At 72.2% G+C, this 16689-nt stretch carries 14 protein-coding genes; 7 read left to right on the top strand and 7 right to left on the bottom strand.

The genetic code is table 11. The features are described 5' to 3' along the window. Positions 1 to 94 precede the first annotated feature (94 nt). The 3 genes from ACZ4UU_RS03905 (at position 95) to ACZ4UU_RS03895 (ending at position 1758) form a co-directional block, all read left to right on the top strand. A complete protein-coding gene (locus ACZ4UU_RS03905; RefSeq protein ID WP_468036296.1) occupies positions 95 to 511 on the top strand; it encodes a DUF7144 family membrane protein in 417 nt (138 codons plus the stop codon). 272 nt (positions 512 to 783) lie between these two features. Further along, on the top strand, positions 784 to 1176 hold the full coding sequence (locus ACZ4UU_RS03900; protein ID WP_468036295.1) for an SHOCT domain-containing protein: 393 nt from the start codon (positions 784 to 786) through the stop codon (positions 1174 to 1176). A gap of 204 nt (positions 1177 to 1380) precedes the next feature. Further along, a complete protein-coding gene (locus tag ACZ4UU_RS03895; protein ID WP_468036420.1) occupies positions 1381 to 1758 on the top strand; it encodes an SHOCT domain-containing protein in 378 nt (125 codons plus the stop codon). A 34-nt stretch (positions 1759 to 1792) separates the two neighbouring features. Here ACZ4UU_RS03895 and ACZ4UU_RS03890 read toward each other — a convergent pair whose 3' ends face one another. The 3 genes from ACZ4UU_RS03890 to ACZ4UU_RS03880 all read right to left on the bottom strand — a co-directional run bounded on the left by ACZ4UU_RS03890 (position 1793) and on the right by ACZ4UU_RS03880 (position 5396). Beyond that, the gene (locus ACZ4UU_RS03890; protein WP_468036294.1) at positions 1793 to 1990 is read right to left on the bottom strand and encodes a hypothetical protein; all 198 of its coding nucleotides are present in this window, start codon (positions 1988 to 1990) and stop codon (positions 1793 to 1795) included. Positions 1991 to 2071: 81 nt separating this feature from the next. Then, on the bottom strand, positions 2072 to 4765 hold the full coding sequence (locus ACZ4UU_RS03885) for a winged helix-turn-helix domain-containing protein (protein ID WP_468036293.1): 2694 nt from the start codon (positions 4763 to 4765) through the stop codon (positions 2072 to 2074). A 187-nt stretch (positions 4766 to 4952) separates the two neighbouring features. Continuing rightward, a complete protein-coding gene (locus tag ACZ4UU_RS03880) occupies positions 4953 to 5396 on the bottom strand; it encodes a MarR family winged helix-turn-helix transcriptional regulator (protein ID WP_468036292.1) in 444 nt (147 codons plus the stop codon). A 115-nt stretch (positions 5397 to 5511) separates the two neighbouring features. Between ACZ4UU_RS03880 and ACZ4UU_RS03875 the strand changes: the two genes are divergently transcribed. Together ACZ4UU_RS03875 and ACZ4UU_RS03870 are read left to right on the top strand one after the other, a co-directional pair. Continuing rightward, complete coding sequence (locus ACZ4UU_RS03875) at positions 5512 to 6510, top strand: NADP-dependent oxidoreductase (protein WP_468036291.1); 999 nt, start codon at positions 5512 to 5514, stop codon at positions 6508 to 6510. 97 nt (positions 6511 to 6607) lie between these two features. Continuing rightward, positions 6608 to 7027 carry an organic hydroperoxide resistance protein gene (locus ACZ4UU_RS03870; protein ID WP_468036290.1) on the top strand — a complete coding sequence of 140 codons (420 nt, stop codon included), beginning with the start codon at positions 6608 to 6610 and terminating at the stop codon, positions 7025 to 7027. 180 nt (positions 7028 to 7207) lie between these two features. On the opposite strand, the gene ACZ4UU_RS03865 is transcribed toward ACZ4UU_RS03870, so the two are convergent. Together ACZ4UU_RS03865 and ACZ4UU_RS03860 are read right to left on the bottom strand one after the other, a co-directional pair. Further along, entirely contained in the window at positions 7208 to 8356 is a 1149-nt protein-coding gene (locus ACZ4UU_RS03865; protein WP_468036289.1) for a serine hydrolase domain-containing protein, read from the bottom strand. 9 nt (positions 8357 to 8365) lie between these two features. Beyond that, a complete protein-coding gene (locus ACZ4UU_RS03860) occupies positions 8366 to 10933 on the bottom strand; it encodes a M14 family zinc carboxypeptidase (RefSeq protein ID WP_468036288.1) in 2568 nt (855 codons plus the stop codon). 186 nt (positions 10934 to 11119) lie between these two features. On the opposite strand from ACZ4UU_RS03860, the gene ACZ4UU_RS03855 reads away from it, so the two are divergent. Continuing rightward, complete coding sequence (locus ACZ4UU_RS03855) at positions 11120 to 11971, top strand: EI24 domain-containing protein (protein ID WP_468036287.1); 852 nt, start codon at positions 11120 to 11122, stop codon at positions 11969 to 11971. 135 nt (positions 11972 to 12106) lie between these two features. Here ACZ4UU_RS03855 and ACZ4UU_RS03850 read toward each other — a convergent pair whose 3' ends face one another. Then, entirely contained in the window at positions 12107 to 13420 is a 1314-nt protein-coding gene (locus ACZ4UU_RS03850) for a pyroglutamyl-peptidase I (protein ID WP_468036286.1), read from the bottom strand. A gap of 123 nt (positions 13421 to 13543) precedes the next feature. Beyond that, a complete protein-coding gene (locus tag ACZ4UU_RS03845) occupies positions 13544 to 14140 on the bottom strand; it encodes a TetR/AcrR family transcriptional regulator (RefSeq protein ID WP_468036285.1) in 597 nt (198 codons plus the stop codon). Positions 14141 to 14247: 107 nt separating this feature from the next. Here ACZ4UU_RS03845 and ACZ4UU_RS03840 point away from each other — a divergent pair, with 107 nt between their 5' ends. After that, positions 14248 to 16683 carry a glycoside hydrolase family 3 protein gene (locus ACZ4UU_RS03840; RefSeq protein ID WP_468036284.1) on the top strand — a complete coding sequence of 812 codons (2436 nt, stop codon included), beginning with the start codon at positions 14248 to 14250 and terminating at the stop codon, positions 16681 to 16683. Positions 16684 to 16689 lie beyond the last annotated feature (6 nt).

Here is a 16689-nt window from a genome sequence, read left to right as displayed (position 1 = left end):
ACCCCCCGGGGGTGACGACGGGCGCGGCCTCGTGGATCAGGCTCGATGGTGTACGGCTGCGCGCCGCAGCCCGTCCAGGAAAGGGAGGCCGGACATGGCCACCACCAGCCGTCCCCAGCATCGGGAAGGAGCGCAGACCGCCGCCACCGGCCTGACGCTGTTCGCCGCGGTGATGCTGTTCATCGCCGGGATCCTCGATGTCTTCCGGGGAATCATGGGGATCGCCGAGGACGACGTCTACGTCTCCACCCCCAACTACATCTTCAAGTTCGACCTGACCAGCTGGGGCTGGATCAACCTGCTGTTCGGGGCGATCGCCCTGGTCGTGAGCTTCGGTCTGTTCACTGCGAAGACGTGGGCGCGGGTCGTCGGCGTCGGCATCGCGGCCCTGCTGCTGATCGCCAACTTCCTGTCCATCCCGTACTACCCGGTCTGGTCGCTCACGCTGATCGCGCTGTACGCGTTCATCATCTGGGCCCTGTGCGTGGTGAGGCGGGACCCGACCTCCTAGGGCGGCCGGCGTCCCCACGTTGCCGTGCCTCCTGCGCGGACACAGCCGTGCATCCGTCGGGGACGCCGCGGTAGCTCCTGTGGGGTGCTCCGCGCACGGCGATCCCGCTCGGGACCGTCGTGCGCGGAGCCTCGCCGTGCCGGGTCCGGGTCCGGGTGCGTGGCCGCCTTGCGTCAGGACACCCGCGAGGGGTGATGCCGCACGAGCGGGGCCCGGCGCAATGTGAAGCCGACGAGTCCCGAGTGCTCGGGCGCCGGCCGGCGGAGGTGATCATGGACTACCCCCTGCTCGACGTGTTCCTGACCATGCTCTGGTTCTTTCTGTGGATCATGTGGCTGATGCTGCTGTTCCGCGTCGTCGCCGACATCTTCCGGGACGACGCGCTCAGCGGCTGGGGGAAGGCTGGCTGGACGCTGCTGGTGTGTGTGCTGCCGTTCGCCGGCGTCCTCGCCTACTTGGTCGCCCGCGGGAGCGGGCTGGGCGAGCGCGAGCTGAGCCGGGCGCCGGACCAGGAGCGGGCCTTCCGGGCGTACGTCCAGCAGGCTTCCGCCACCGGAACCGGCACCAAGGCGGACGACCTGGGCAGGCTGGCCGCGCTGCACGACCGGGGCGCCATCACCGACGCCGAGTACGAGCGGGCCAAGGCGAAGGTGCTGGGAGTCTGACGCGGACCGTCACGGAGACACCATCGTTCGAGCGCGCCCGGAGAGCTGCCACGGACAGCGACACCCCACCCGCCGCGGGTGATGCCGTCGCGGGCCGACAGGCGCAGCGTGGAGGACATCAGGCTTGGAGCGCCGCCGTGGCGTCACGGCGGCCGGCATGTGGAGGCAACAGTGGACTATCCGCTGCTCAACGCGTTCCTGACCATGCTCTGGTTCTTCCTGTGGGTCATGTGGTTCGTGCTGCTGTTCCGGGTCATCGGCGACATCTTCCGCGACGACACCATGGGTGGCGGGGCCAAGGCGGGCTGGACGGTCTTCGTCTGTGTGCTGCCGTTCCTCGGCGTCTTCGTCTACCTGATGGCCCGTGGCCGCGGCATGGGTGAGCGTGACGTGCGCCAGATGCAGCGGCAGGAGGAGGCGTTCCGCTCCTACGTCCAGAAGGCGGCCGCCGAAGCCCCGGCGACCGGCGCGACCCAGGCGACCCGCGCGGACGAGCTGGCCAAGCTCGCCGGGCTGCACGACCACGGCGACATCACCGACGCCGAGTACGAGCGGGCCAAGGAGAAGGTGCTGGCGGGCTGAACGCCCTCGCGCCCCCGCCCACCTGCCCGCGCCCTCACTCCGGGATCCGGCGGACCTCCGCCACGCGCAGCCCCAGCGACTGGAACCGGACCAACAGGCCGTACAGATGCGCCTCGTCGTCGACCTGGCCGTACAGCACGGTGTGGGCGGGGACGACGAACGTCGTCAACTCGGGGAACGCCGTGGTCAGCTCGTCCGACATCTCCCCGTCGACGCGGATCTCGTAGCGCATGACCTCATGCTGGCCGCCCGGGTGCGGGGAGGCATCACCCGGGCGAGGTGACACGGCCCGGGCGAGGTCGGGCGGAGTTCTTCAGAGCAGGCCGAGTTCGCGGGCCCGGCGGACGGCCTCGCCGCGTCGGGTGGCGGCGAGCTTGCGGTAGATGTTCTTCAGGTGGGTCTTCACGGTGTTGGCCGACAGATGCAGGTCGGCGGCGATCTCCTCGGTGGACATGAGCTCGGCCAGCCGTTCGAGGACCTCGTGTTCACGCGCGCTCAGCGGCTCCGTCCGGGGCGGCGAGGCGGCCGGCCGCGACGCGAGCGTGCCGGTCAGCCAGGTGTGTTCCCGGGCGAGCGCGGGCCGGTGCCGCAGCAGCCGGCCGAGCCACGGCCCGGCCTGAAGGAACGGCCGCCTCAGCTGATGCGGACGGGCCGCCGCGAGGGCCCGCTGCACCAGGCCCTCGGCGGCCGGGGAGTCACCGATCGCCTCGACGACCTGCGCACGGGTCAGCAGCAGCCACACGTCGACGGCCGGCCCCTGGTCCCGGGGCTCGGGGAGTGCGTCGAGGATGCGCAGCGCCCGGCCGGCGTCGCCCGCGGCCACCCGGGCCCGGGCCTCGGCCGCCCGGCTCTCCGGGCTGTGCAGCGGCTGTTCCTCGAAGACCTTCACCGCCGCCTTCGGATCGCCGTCCGCCAGATGCGCCGCGGCGGTGGCCATGGCGATGCGGTCGCTCACCCACGGGGAGTGCTCGGCGGAGACCAGGGGCTGCCTCGTCATGTCGTCGAGAGCCGGCAGCGCCGCCCGGGAGTCACCCCTGGCGACCAGCAGCCGGGAGCGCAGGATCGCCAGCTCCACGGCCACGAGGGGATCGCGGGCCGCGGCGGAGGTGGCGGCCGCCTGGTCGAGATGCTCCTGCGCGGCCGTCAGGTCGTCCCGGTCGACGGCGACCGCGGCCAGCACGAGCTGGGCCATCCCGGTGCGGTACGACACCGGCAGCCCCGACCGCTCGGCCTCCGCGACGGCGCCCCGGGCATGCGCCTCGGCCTGGCCGGGCCGGCCGTGCAGGAAGTCGATCAGTGCCAGCCGGCCGAGCGCCTCGTGCCGGGGGGACGCCGTCGGCAGCCCCTGGGCGGCCTCGACCGCCGTGGACAGCGTGACGCGCGCGGCGTCGAACCGGCCCGCCCACAGCTGGGCCGAACCGAGGTCGGTGAGCATCAGGGCCGTCAGCTCCGGACTGCGCTCCAACCGGTCGGCGGGCAGGTCCTGTTCCGCCTCCGCGGCGTCCCGCGCCGCCGTCTCGGCCAGGTCCGCCGAGCCCACCACCCGGGCGGCCAGCACCCGCAGCACCGCACAGCTCAGCCGGACGGCCGCGGCGTCGTCGGTGCCGCGGTCGGGCAGGTTCTGCTCCGCACGCCGCAGATACGTCACACCCCGGTCGACGTCGTGGTGGGCCAGCTCGCGCGCCGCGCGCACCAGGTCGGGCGCGGGGCCGGACGCGTCCGGCGCCATCTGGGCGAACAGACCGTCCAGCCGCTCGGCGGCCAGCCCGGTCAGCAGCCGTCCGATCGCCAGATGGTCGACGAGCTCGGCGGCGGCCAGCTCCCAGTCACCCGCGTCCGCCGCGTGCCGCAGCGCCTCGTCGAGCAGGCCCGCCCGGCTCAGCCACTGGGCGGCCGTGCGGTGCAGCTCCGGCTCCAGGCCGGGGTGGCGCACCCGCAGACGCACCCGCAGGATCTCGGCGAAGAGCGAGTGCAGCCGGTACCACGAGTGGCCGAGGGGCTCGACGAACGCGTTCGCTCGCTGGAGCGCCTCCAGGACCGGCTCCGCGTCGTCCCGCCCGGTGAGGGCGTTGGCCAGGTCGGGGTGGGTCCGCTCCAGGATGCTGGTGCGCAGCAGCAGGTCCTGGGTCTCGGCGGGGTGGGCGCGCAGCACCTCGCCCAGCAGGAAGTCGGCCACCGTGCTGTGCCCGGCCTCGAAGTCGTCCAGGAAGCTCTCCGGGTCGTCGGCGCGCTGCGCGGCCAGCGCGCACAGCCGCAGCCCCGCCGCCCAGCCCTCGGTGCGCTCGGTCAGCGCGTGCGCGGCGTCGGCCGACAGCGGCAGCCCGTGCCGGTCCACCAGGGCGGCGGCCTCCTCGGCGCGGAAGGCCAGGTCGTCGGCGCGGATGTCGACGAGTTCACCGGCGGCCCGGTAGCGGTGCAGCGGCAGCAGCGGCTCGGTACGGCTGATGATCGCCAGGCGCAGTCCGTCGCCGGCGTGGCGGAGCACGAACTGGAGCTCGTCGGCGACCGCGGCGGATCCGGCCACCCGGTCGAACTCGTCCAGGACGAGGATCACCCGGCTGTCCCGTTCGTTCAGCCAGGCCGCGAGACGGGCCAGCAGTGAGTGGTCCACCTCGCCGGGCCGGGCCGGGCCGCGGATGTACTCGGGCACGATGATCCCGTGGTGCCGCAGGGCATGCAGGACGTACGACCAGAACACACCGGGCGCACTGTCCTGCGGTTCCACGGTCAGCCAGGCCACGGCCCCAGGTTCGCGGCCCGCGACCCAGTCGGCGACCAGCAGCGTCTTGCCCGCCCCCGCGGGCCCGTTGACCAGGGTCAGCGGCCGCCCCGCCCCCTCGTCCAACTGCTCGACGAGCCGCTCCCTGCGTACGAAGGTCCCCGGCACCGTCGGCACGGTCAGCCGGGCGGCGAGCACCGGGTCACCGTCCGGAGTCACCCCCGCCTTGACGGACCGCCCGCCACGCCCGTCAGACCCCTCATGGCTGCCCGAGCGGTACAACACCACGTTCCGATCCTCGCCCCGGGCCGGACCACCCGCAACCGGCGCCCCGGGCCCGCCCGCCCCCGCGCGCCTCTTCCGGATCATGCGGTCGTCGCGGGACCGCCCGGCACGCACGCTCCGTGTCGACTCCTCCGCCGCCGGCGCAGCCGCAAGGAACTGCTCGTCGCAACCGGGGATCAGGAAGATCCCCTCAGACGTCCACGCCCAGCATCCGCCGCAGCAGATCCCGCAGGGTCAGCCGCTGCGCCTCCGACAGCCCGGCCAGTGGCTCCCGGGCGAACCGCAGGGAGTCCCGCAGGCTGCGGGCCACCTGGCGGCCCTCCTCCGTCGCCGCCGCCAGCTTCACCCGGCGGTCCGCGGGGTCCGGGCGTCGCTCCACCAGGCCACGGGTCTCCAGGCGGTCCACGATGCCGGTCACGTTCGACGGCTCGCAGCGCAGCCGCTGGGCCAGCTTCCGCATCGGCAGCGGCTCCAGTGACAGCAGGCTGAGCAGCCGCGCCTGCGCGCCGGTGAGCGCGTGCTCGGCGGCGGCCTCCTCGTACTCCTCGTGGTAGCGGGCCACGACGGAACCGATGAGGTCCACGACTTCGAGGGTCAGCTCATCGGGACGCCGGGTCTTGGGTGGAGTGGCCATGCTCTCAGGGTACCCCCGTTACTTGACATCCTGAAATATTCAGGAGCATGGTTGTTTCATATGCTGAAGTAATTGCAGTGCGGCGCACCCGCAGTACACCGGAAGGGCACCCCCCATGATCAACCGCGAATGGCACCTCCTCTCCCGCCCCGTCGGCTGGCCCAAGGCCGATGACTTCGCCCTGGTCGAGGCCGAACTGCCGACCCCCGCCGAAGGGCAGGTGCTCGTACGCAACAAGTACCTCTCCGTCGACCCGTACATGCGCGGGCGCATGTCGTCGGCCAAGTCCTACGTCGCCCCGTTCGAGCTCGGCAAGGTCATGCAGGGCGGCGCCGTCGGCGAGGTCGTCGAGTCCAACGCCGAGGGGATCGCCGTCGGCGACCACGTCCTGCACTTCTTCGGCTGGCGCGAGTACGCCGCCGTGGACGCGAAGAGCGCCGTCAAGGTCGACCCGGACGCCGCGCCGCTCTCCACCTACCTCGGCGTCCTCGGCATGACCGGCCTGACCGCGTACGCGGGCCTGCTGCGGGTCGGTGCCTTCAAGGAGGGCGACGCGGTCTTCGTCTCGGGCGCCGCGGGCGCCGTCGGCAGCCAGGTCGGCCAGATCGCCAGGCTCAAGGGCGCCTCCCGGGTCATCGGTTCCGCCGGCTCGGACGAAAAGGTCAAGCTCCTGGTCGAGGAGTACGGCTTCGACGCCGCCTTCAACTACAAGAACGGCCCGGTCTGGGAGCAGCTCAAGGAGGCCGCCCCGGACGGCATCGACGTCTACTTCGACAACGTCGGCGGCGAGCACCTGGAGGCCGCGATCGGCGCGCTCAACCTCCGTGGCCGTGCCGTGATCTGCGGCATGATCTCCCAGTACAACTCGACCGAGCCGACCCCCGGCCCGCGCAACATGGTCAAGATCCTGCAGAACCGGCTCCGCGTCGAGGGCGTCCTGGTCGGCGACCACTACGACCTCCAGCCGCAGTTCGTGTCCGAGGTCGGCCCGTGGGTGGCCGCCGGCGAGTTGAAGTACCGCGAGACGGTCGTCGAGGGCATCGAGAACAACCTGGAGGCGTTCCTCGGGGTCCTGCGCGGCGACAACACCGGGAAGATGATCGTCAAGCTCTGACGCCTTCTGCTGATTTCCGGCATGCGGTAACTTCTTTCCGAAACCGTCGTCGATCGTGGGCGCGAGTCGCGGCGGACCGAGAAGGGGAAGACACCGCATGTCCATCCAGCAGACCGACGTCCTGTACACGGCCGTCGCCACCGCCGACAACGGTCGCGACGGCCGGGTCGCCACCGACGACGGCAAGCTCGACGTCGTCGTGAACCCGCCCAAGGAGATGGGCGGCAGCGGCGCCGGCACCAACCCGGAGCAGCTCTTCGCGGCCGGCTACAGCGCCTGCTTCCAGGGCGCCCTCGGCGTCGTCGCCCGCCAGGAGCAGGCCGACATCTCCGGCTCGACCGTCACCGCGAAGGTCGGCATCGGCAAGAACGACGACGGCTTCGGCATCATCGTCGAGATCTCCGCCGAGATCCCGAACGTCGACACCGAGACCGCCAAGGCCCTCGTTGAGAAGGCCCACCAGGTCTGCCCGTACTCGAAGGCGACCCGGGGCAACATCACCGTGACGCTCGGCTGACCCGGTCGTTGCCACGGGGAGGCCGCGCCCCTGGACGTGGGGTGCGGCCTCTTGGCGTTGGTCGACTTGGAACGCCGCGGGCAGCAACCGCCTAGGGGCGCGGGGAACTGCGCGACCAGCCGCCACGAGCCCGCACCCGCGATACGACCGAACCTCCCGAGCTCCTGGGCGCAGTGGGCGTCACGCGAGCGCCGCGCCATGCACCACCCGCACAAACCGCCCGTTCTCCGGAGCGGCCCCACCAGGAAACGCACACCGGCGCCGGGTATACCCATAAGCCAGCCCGGCGCGGGGATCCGCGAAGGCCTGCGACCCGCCAGCCCCACTGTGCCCGAAGGTCCGGGCCCCCAGGAACGGATACCACGTGTCCGCCGTCGCCTGAAAACCCAGCCCGTACGACTTGTGCGCCCGCGCCACCAGGTCGTACCCGGTCGAATGGATCTGCCCCACCTCGGCCACCGTGTCCGGCTTCAGCAGCGGCGGCCGCTCGTCCAGCTCACTGATCGCCGCCGCGTACATCCCGGCGAGTCCCCGCGCGGAGGCGACACCGCCCGCCGACGCCGGCCCGCTCGCACGCACGGCACGCGAGTTGGCGTAGTCCACCAGCTCACCCGGATCCGGCACATGCGTGTTGAACGCGATCGACGACAGCGTGTGCGGCCCCTGCGGCACCGCGTCCAGCACCGCCTGCTGCTCCGGCGTCGGCGCCATCGGCTGGACCGAGCGGAAACGCGGCTCCAGCTCCTCGGGCAGCCCGAGGTGGAAGTCCAGACCGTACGGCGCCCGCACCCGCTCCTCGTACACCTCCTGGAGCGTCCGGCCGGTCGCCCGCCGTACGACCTCACCCGTCAGCGCGCCGATGACGAGCGCGTGATAGCCGAAAGCCGTGCCGGGGCGCCAGAACGGCCGCTGGTCGGCGAGGCGTTCGGCGATGGCGCGGTCGTCGGCCAGCTCGTCCCGGGTGAACCCGGCGTCGAGCCCGACCAGCCCGGCCCGGTGGGAGAGCAGATCGCGCAGGGTCACCGAGGCCTTGCCCTCGGCGCCGAACTCCGGCCAGTAGTACGTCACCTTGCGGTCCGGTTCGAGCGTGCCGTCCTGGACCAGGAGCGCGACCACCAGATGCGCGGCGCCCTTGGTGGAGGAGAACACGCCGTAGAGCGAGCCGGCCTCGCAACCGTCACCGGCCCACAGGTCGACGACCTTCCTGCCGTGCACATACGCGCACAACTGGCCTTCGTAGTCGGGCCGCTCGCCCGCCACGAACGCGGCGAACTCCTCGCGCACCGCCTCGAAGCCGTCCGCCACGGTGCCGTGGATCCCTTGCGTCATCCGCTCTCCTCATCTGGTGCCACTGGCCTGCGCCATGCTGAACAACGCCCGTCCGACCTGGGCGAATTCCCCCTTCGGGTGATCCCGGAAGAGCGGCTCGGTGCCGAACAGGACGGCGCCCGGACCGCTGACCACCGACGCCCGCCCCGCCGCGTCCGCAGGCCCGCCGGAACCGTCCGGCGACGACCGCCAGTGCCCGGAGACCAACGGGTTCCCGGTGCCGTACACCTGCTCGACCCGCACTCGCGGACCCAGATCCGTGAACCACACGGGCGCGTACACGAACCCGTGGTCCGGAGTACCGGACATGAGAAGGCTGCCCGAGTTCCGCACCCGCACCACACCGTTGGCGTCCCCGTTGCCCTCGACCGGCTTCACCGCCAGCAGTCCCGCTGCCGTGCTCAGCTCGGCGCCGGTGATGCCCCGGCCGACGAGGCCGTGTCCGGCGAGGAAGGCGTCGAGGGCGGTGCGGGCGGCGGCGCCCAGGTCGCCGTACTCCACTCCCACCGACACGAACAGCACGTCCACCGACGACCAGTCGAACCCGGCGTTCAGCACGTCCGTCGACACCGGCGTGACCTCGAAGTTCATCTCCCGCAGCGCGAACAGCTCACCCGCGGTGACGGCGGCGGCGACCCGGGTGCGGTGCAGCGGGGCCGTGCCGGTGAGCCGTGTCGCGTGGAAGGCGACGTCGTACCGGCGGGCGGCCTGCGCGGCCTGCCGCCGCGCCGAGCCCGGCACGATCGCACTGCCGTCGGCGGCCCGGCGCGCCCGGACGCCGTCGCGGAGCAGGGAGTTGAGCGCGGCGACCTCGTTCGGGTCGTCGAGCCGCAGCCGCAGGTCGCCGCGCGGGGCGACGTACGCGACCGGGGACGCCGCACGGACCGGGCGCAGGAAACCGCCGTACGGCATCCGCGGCAGGGTCTCCACCGCCGCGCCCCACAGCCGGCCGAGGCTCCAGCCGGAGATGTCGTACATCGCCGACACCTTGTCGCTGATGTCCCGCCCGTCCGCGAGGAGCACGTTCGCGAGCCCCCGCTTGGGCTGGTGCATGTCGACGACGTACGAGCCCTTGGCGTACGTCCGGCCGCCGAGCCGGAAGGAGTGGGTGGCGCGGGTGACGCGTACGTCGTTGGCGAGGAGGTGGTCGACGAGGCGGGCGGCGGCCGTCGTGCCCGGCGCCGGAATGACGTAGGCGCGGGGGAAGGTGGTCGTGTAGACGTCCTCGGGGCCGATGCCGGGGACACCCGGGACGGTCGCCGGCGACACCGGCACCTGCGCGGCGCCCGCGGCTCCCCGTCGGAAGACCTCGATCTGGTCCGCGACCAGCGAGGCGCGCTTCGTCCGGACGAAGTCGAGGGTGGCGCGCAGGGCGGCCCCGGCGACGTCGACGTTGATCGCGGAGCGGCGGCGCAGTTCGGTGACCGGCAGGGTGTCGTAGACGGAGCCGTTCACCTCCATCGGGATCTCCACCGTGTGCGCGGCGACCGTGCCGTGGAAGGCCGCGTACTGCGGGGTGAAGACCGGCGGCCAGTCGTCCCAGCCCTCCTCCAGGTCGCGGAACGGGATCTGCGCGGGCTCGACCCCGTCCTTGCGCGGTGTGTAGCCGAGCCCGTTGACGGCGGCCTCCATGCCGAGGGCGTTGGCGTAGGAGTTCTTCAGGAAGAGGTCGTACTCGTAGTTCTCGCCGTGCGGGGGAGTGGTGGGCTCGATGAGCGTGCCGTTGACGTAGCCGTGCAGGTCGAGCATGACGGTCGGCTGCTTGGCCACCATGATCCGCCGCATCGCCCGCACCTCGGGCTGCGAGGCGGTGACGAAGTCCCGGTTCATGTCGAAGCCGTTCGCGTTCGCGCGGGTTCCGGCGATACGGCCGTCCGGGTTGGCGGTGACGTTGAAGTACAGGCGGCTGTGCGACAGCAGGTCACGCGTCTTGGCGTCCTGCGCGGTGGCCAGCCGTCGGATGAGCCGGAGGGAGGCGTCGGTGCCCTCCCATTCGTCGCCGTGGATGTTGTTGTTCACGAACACCGGTGCCTTGTACGCCCGCTTGATCTCGGGCGACCCGGCGGCCAGGGCGGGCGTCTTCTCGATGAGTTCGCGCATCCGCGCCTGCGCGCGGGCCTGACGGGCCGTCTCGGGGGCGGTGACGGTGACGAGATACAGCCGGTGCCCGCCCGCCGACCGCCCCGCGACCTCGACGCTCACACGGTCGCCGAGGCGCTGCAGGGCGTTCAGTTCGGGCGCGAGGGCGTGATACGGGGTGAGGCCCAGCCTGATCGACTTGTCGGCCGGGTTCACGGGTTCGGGGTCGAGGACCTGCCGACGGGGGTAGCCGCGGCCGTCGTCGCCGAGCGCTGCCTCCGGTGCGGTCCCGGCGGTGGCCCCGGCACCGGCGAGGGCCCGCTGGGCCGCGCTCAACGGCGCCCGGGCCACTTGCTGGTCGAGTGCGGCTTCCCGGTGGACCGGGGGCTGGGGTTGCGCCGCACCGGCGTTCGGGCCGAGGAGCAGGGAGCCCGCCGCGGTGACGGCGAGGGCGATGAGTGGAACGGGTCTCGCAGGAACGGTTCTCGTGTTGCGCACGCGTACCTCCTCCGGGATCTTCCTGAGATCGGTACGGCGAGGTGTACCTGTTCGACTCAACCGCAACAAGAGGGAGTTGGTGTCACCGATGCCCCGGATGGCGCATCTGCCTGCCCTGGGCCGCGGTGACCGGGCGCCGAAACGACCGTGACTGCCGTGTGACACGGCCCGACTAGAGTTCGGTCCATGCGCGATCTCGGGACCGGGTTCAGGTATCTCCTCAAGGGCCAGCGGTGGGTGGCCCGGCACGGCAAGCAGTACGGCTTCGGGCTGATCCCGGGGCTGATCACCCTGGTGCTCTACGCGGCCGCCCTGGTCGCGCTCGCGCTCTGGGGCGAGGACTTCGTCTCCTGGTCGACGCCGTTCGCCGACGACTGGTCGAGCCCCTGGCAGGGTCTCTTCCGCGGCTTCCTCACCGCCGTCCTGTTCGCCCTGGGCCTGCTCCTCTCCGTGATCACCTTCACCGCGGTCACGCTCCTCGTCGGCCAGCCCTTCTACGAGAACCTCTCCGAGAAGGTCGACCGGGACGTCTCCCCCGACGGCTCCGCACCCGAGTCCGGCCTGCCGCTCTGGCGCGAGCTGTGGATCTCGGGCCGCGACAGCCTCCGCATCGTCCTGCGCGCCGCCCTCTGGGGCGTCCTGCTCTTCGCCCTCGGCTTCATCCCGGTCGTCGGCCAGACCGTCGTACCGGTCCTCGGCGTCTTCGTCACCGGCTTCTTCCTCACCGAGGAACTCACCGCGGTCGCCCTCCAACGCCGCAGCGTCGCACTCCGCGACCGCCTCACCCTCCTCCGCTCCCGCAGAACCCTGATCTGGGGCTTCGGCGCGCCTCTCGCCGCCGCCTTCCTGGTGCCGTTCGTCGCGGTGTTCCTGATGCCGGGGGCGGTCGCGGGGGCGACGCTGATGTCGCGGGAGTTGATGGGGGAGGAGACCGTGGAGGGCGGGGGCCGGAAAGGCGCCGGCCCTTTTGACGAGGAGCCGGCGCACTCGGGCCAGTTCGGCGCCGGCCCGGACCCTTTCAGCCCGTCCGGCGTTTGAGGACGAGGCCGTTCAGGCCGATGGGGTCCAGGGGGCGGAGCCCCTTGGCGGGGTCGAAGGGGCGGAGCCCCTTCAAGGGATGGGACGGGTAGGGGCGGCGGGGGCGAAGAAGCTCCCGACGCCCCCACCGGGTCCCTACGAAGCTGACGTCGACTCCACCGCCACCCCCACGATCGCCCGCACCTGCGCCACGATGTCCAGCCGATTCCGCACGAACTCCGGATCCGTCACCGCCCCCGTGGCCGGATCGGAGTTACCCGCCCCGAACTGAAGCACCGGAGTGTGCACATGCCCACCCGGCAGGGTGTCGTGCAGCCCGAGCCGGTCCCGCAGCAGCGTCGCCCGATAGGCGATCTCGTTGGAGAGGTAGTCCCCACCGCCCCCGGCCCGCGCGGTGGACCCGGGCGTCGGCCCGTCCGGCCGGACGACGGCCTGCGTACCGCCCGCCGGAATCTCGGTGACGCTCGTGTTGTCGTACACGGGGAAAGGCCCGGTGTTCGCGGCCACGATCTCCGCGTACGGCAGGGTCGTCGACGTCCACTGCGGCTGCGAGGCCGGATCGGTCACCGGGACGGTCTCGGTCCGGCCGACATTCTCGTTGTCCCCGAACCCGCCCCGCCAGGCCCCGTTGGTCCGCTCCACGTCGAACCGCCCGACCCGCCCCTGACTCACGGTCGTGAACAGATCGACCTGCCTCAGATACGGCCGCAACGTCCGCTCCACCGTCCCCTCGGCGAAGTCCGACCAGCGCACCGGAAACACGGCGGTCTCCACCCGTACCGGCCCCCGCGCCGTCCGGATCACCGTCCCGTCGAGCGCGAGCGCGCTCGCCCCGGACGGATTGGAGATACGGATGTCATGGTCGAGGGTGAACGGATCGAACCCGGTGAGCAGGACACGCCGGATGCCCTTCCCCGACGGGTACCGGATATCGGTCTGCCCCCGAGAGCCCCGCTCCAACGCGTCCAGCAACGCGGCCCGCTGACCGTCACTCAGCCCGAACCCCGGCTCCCAGGTCTGCACCTCCCGTGTCATCGACAACCGGGCCCAGTACAGCGGCCGATCGTCGTCCCGGCTCAGGCCCACCCGTGGCCCACCACCACCCTTTTTGGGAAGCGCTTCGCGCCTGTTCGAATCGTCCGGCCCCCGCCCCTGCGCCCGCTCGACGGCCCTCCGCCACAGCGCCGACCCCTCGCGTACGACGAGACGCCGGGCCTGTGCGTAGGAGCGCGCGGCGGCGAGGCCGGCGGCGAACTCCTCGGTCTGGACGTCGAATCCGGAGCGGCGCAGGATCTCCTGCGGGACCGCCTTGTCGAGGCGCTGTTCCTCGACGGTCGGGGCGGCGGGGGCGGCTGCGACCTCGGCGGCGGCCGACCCGGACGTGGGGGCGGCGAGGCCGGCCAGCAGGGCCAGCCCGAGGACGCCGATCCGAACGCGTATGGAATTCAAGGGAGTTACGGTCCTTCCGTCACGGTGGGGGGTGAGGCAGAGCATGCGTCGTTGCAGGACGCCGGAAGTATCGCGTGACGGGAGTGGACTACGCCATGGCGTGGGAAAACCGGACCGAGAACCTCAGCCCGGGGCCACGTCGGTCGACCTCTCGCCCAGCAGGGCGAGGAAGTCCCGGAACGCCCCCGGCATGTCCACCGAGTCGGGGTCCAGCAGCCACTGGTACTGCAAGCCGTCCATGACGGCGACCAGCAGCGGAGCCGTACGCTCCGGGGTCAGTCCGTTCGGCAGCCGGTCGCCGTACTCGGTGCGCAGGACCTCGGCCATGCTCGCGCGGACGTCCGTGTACCGCTCGGTGAAGTACGCGCGCGCCGGATGCCCCTCCGTCACGCTCTCGCCGAGCAGTGCCGAGAAGGTCTGGATGATGCCGGGCCGCATCGCGTTGTACTCGACGAGCGAGGCCAGCAGGTCGATCCGCCACCGGGTGCCCGGCACGGCGTCCCACTGGTCCCGCTCCTGGAGCACGGCGACGAGCAGCGCGTCCTTGGTCGGGAAGTAGTGCAGCAGTCCTTGCTGTGTGAGCCCGACCCGCTCCGCGACCGCGCCCAGGCTCGCCCCCCGGTAGCCGCGCTCGGCGATCACCTCCAGGGCCGCCCGCACGATCTCGGCGCGCCGCGCCTCGCTTCTGACCCTCGCGTCCATGGCGTCACCGTACGACATCGACGAGGCTTGAATATAACGGCAGAGTAACGAAACCTACTGAGCTACAGGTACCCGGTGCAGGATGGAGTCAGGCACAGCCCCGGACTCAACGAGGAGGCACCGCGATGGCGGGAACCCGCACCCAGGCGGACGAAGCGCGCGAGGCGGTCGTCGAGGCAGCCCTCGCCGGCCTCGACCTCGACGCGAAGGCGCGGCTGCTGTCCGGGCAGGACACCTGGACCCTGCCCGCGCTCCCCGGGATCGGCCTGAGGTCCCTCGTGATGTCCGACGGCCCGATCGGCGTCCGGGGTGTGCGCTGGACCGCCGACGACCCCTCCGTGGCCCTGCCCTCACCCACCGCCCTCGCCGCCACCTGGGACCCGGAACTCGCCCGCAGGGCCGGGGTGCTGCTCGCCCAGGAGGCCCGCCGCAAGGGCGTCCACGTGCTGCTCGCCCCGACCGTCAACCTCCACCGCTCCCCGCTCGGCGGCCGGCACTTCGAGGCCTACAGCGAGGACCCGTACCTGACCGGCACGATCGGCGCCGGCTATGTGAACGGCGTCCAGTCCGGCGGCGTCGGCACCACCGTCAAGCACTTCGTCGCCAACGACGCCGAGACCGAGCGCTTCACCGTGAACAACGAGGTGAGCGCACGCGCCCTGCGCGAGCTGTACCTGGCGCCCTTCGAGATCATCGTCGACAACGCCCGCCCCTGGGGCATCATGACCGCCTACAACACGGTCAACGGCACGACGATGACCGAGCACCACCACCTGGTGAACGAGGTCCTGCGCGGCGAATGGGGCTTCGACGGCTACAACGTCTCCGACTGGATGGCCGCCCGGTCGACCGTCGCCGCCATCGAGGGCGGCCTCGACGCCGCCATGCCCGGCCCGCGGACCGTCTACGGCGAGGCCCTCGCCCAGGCGGTACGGGACGGGCGGGTCGCCGAGGCCAAGGTCGACGACGCCGTGCGCAACGTCCTGCGGCTCGCCGCCCGCGTCGGCATCCTCGACGGCGCCGAGCCGGCCGTCACCGAGCACCCCGGGCCCGTCGACGGCGCCGGCCTGGCCCGCGAGATCGCCCGCCGCTCCTTCGTTCTGGTCCGCAACCAGGACGCCCTCCCGCTCCGGCCGAACGCCACGGTCGCCCTCATCGGCGCCGCCGCCCGCGACGCCCGTGTCCTCGGCGGCGGCTCCGCCACCGTCTTCCCCGACCGGATCGTCTCCCCGCTCGACGGCCTCACCGCCGCCCTCCCCGACGGCACCCTGACGTACGCCGTCGGCGCCGACCCGAACACCGAACTCGGCGTCGCCGACAAAGGCTTCGACCTGCGCGCCGTGTGCCGGGACGCCGACGGGAACGTCCTCGGCACCGGCTCCGCCCCGGGCGGCCAGATCCAGTGGATGGGCGACGACCTCCCCGACGGCGTGACGCACCAGACGCTGCACACCGTCGAGCTGACCGGCATCTTCACCCCGCGCGACACCGGCGCGCACGCCTTCGGCATCAAGGGCATCGGCGCCTTCAGGCTCACCGTCGACGGCACCACGTACTTCGACGACGACCAGCGCCCCGCCAAGGACGACCCCTTCATCACCTTCTTCGGCGCCCCCGTCCCGCGCGCCCGCCCCGAACTCACCGCCGGCGAACCCGTCGAGGTCTCCCTCACCTACGTCGTCGAGTTCGCCGAGGACATCCCCATGAAGGTCGTCGCCTTCACGCTCTCCCACCAGGAGCCCCAGCGCGACGCCGACGAGCTGATCGCCGAGGCCGTCGAGGCCGCCCGGCACGCCGACACGGCCGTCGTCGTGGTCGCCACCACCGACCGCGTCGAGTCAGAGGGCTTCGACCGCACCGACCTGACCCTGCCCGGCCGCCAGGACGACCTGGTCCGCGCCGTCGCCGCCGTCAACCCCCGCACCGTCGTGGTCGTCAACTCCGGCTCCCCGGTCGAACTCCCCTGGCGGGAGGACGTCGCCGCCGTCCTGCTCAGCTGGTTCCCGGGCCAGGAGGGCGGCGCCGCCCTGGCCGACGTCCTCACCGGAGCGCACGAGCCCGGCGGCCGGCTGCCCACCACCTGGGGCTCCCTGGCCGACGCACCCGTCACCCAGGTCGTCCCCGAGGACGGTGAACTGCGGTACACCGAGGACGTCTTCATCGGCTACCGCGCCTGGGAGAAGGAGGGCCGCGCCCCGTCGTACCCCTTCGGGCACGGCCTCGGCTACACCGAGTGGACGTACGAGTCCGCCAAGGTCGAGGGGACCACGGTCACGGTCCGCGTCCGCAACTCCGGCGACCGTGCGGGACGCGAGGTCGTGCAGGTGTACCTGGCGCCGGGCGAGCGCGACGCCGACCGCCCGGCGCGGTGGCTGGCCGGATTCGCCGGGGTGGAGGCGGGGCCGGGGGAGACCGCCGAAGCGGTGATCGAGATCCCGCGCCGCGCTTTCGAGACGTGGGATGAGACGACCAATTCGTGGACCGTTGTGAAGGGTTCGTACGAGATCCAGGTGAGCCGCTCGATCGCCGACCGTCGGGTGACGGCGACGATTAACGTCTGAGCCGGG

This window comes from Streptomyces sp. NPDC028907 (genome assembly GCF_055564995.1).
The sequence above is the reverse complement of the archived record's forward strand: the minus strand, read 5'-3'. Positions and strand labels throughout refer to the sequence as shown.

Bases quoted from the DNA above. Each gene is read 5' to 3' on its own strand.
- ACZ4UU_RS03905 (WP_468036296.1), top strand. From the start codon at position 95: ATGGCCACCACCAGCCGTCCCCAGCATCGGGAAGGAGCGCAGACCGCC.
- ACZ4UU_RS03900 (WP_468036295.1), top strand. From the start codon at position 784: ATGGACTACCCCCTGCTCGACGTGTTCCTGACCATGCTCTGGTTCTTT.
- ACZ4UU_RS03895 (WP_468036420.1), top strand. From the start codon at position 1,381: ATGCTCTGGTTCTTCCTGTGGGTCATGTGGTTCGTGCTGCTGTTCCGG.
- ACZ4UU_RS03890 (WP_468036294.1), bottom strand. From the start codon at position 1,990: ATGCGCTACGAGATCCGCGTCGACGGGGAGATGTCGGACGAGCTGACC.
- ACZ4UU_RS03880 (WP_468036292.1), bottom strand. From the start codon at position 5,396: ATGGCCACTCCACCCAAGACCCGGCGTCCCGATGAGCTGACCCTCGAA.
- ACZ4UU_RS03875 (WP_468036291.1), top strand. From the start codon at position 5,512: ATGATCAACCGCGAATGGCACCTCCTCTCCCGCCCCGTCGGCTGGCCC.
- ACZ4UU_RS03870 (WP_468036290.1), top strand. From the start codon at position 6,608: ATGTCCATCCAGCAGACCGACGTCCTGTACACGGCCGTCGCCACCGCC.
- ACZ4UU_RS03865 (WP_468036289.1), bottom strand. From the start codon at position 8,356: ATGACGCAAGGGATCCACGGCACCGTGGCGGACGGCTTCGAGGCGGTG.
- ACZ4UU_RS03855 (WP_468036287.1), top strand. From the start codon at position 11,120: ATGCGCGATCTCGGGACCGGGTTCAGGTATCTCCTCAAGGGCCAGCGG.
- ACZ4UU_RS03845 (WP_468036285.1), bottom strand. From the start codon at position 14,140: ATGTCGTACGGTGACGCCATGGACGCGAGGGTCAGAAGCGAGGCGCGG.
- ACZ4UU_RS03840 (WP_468036284.1), top strand. From the start codon at position 14,248: ATGGCGGGAACCCGCACCCAGGCGGACGAAGCGCGCGAGGCGGTCGTC.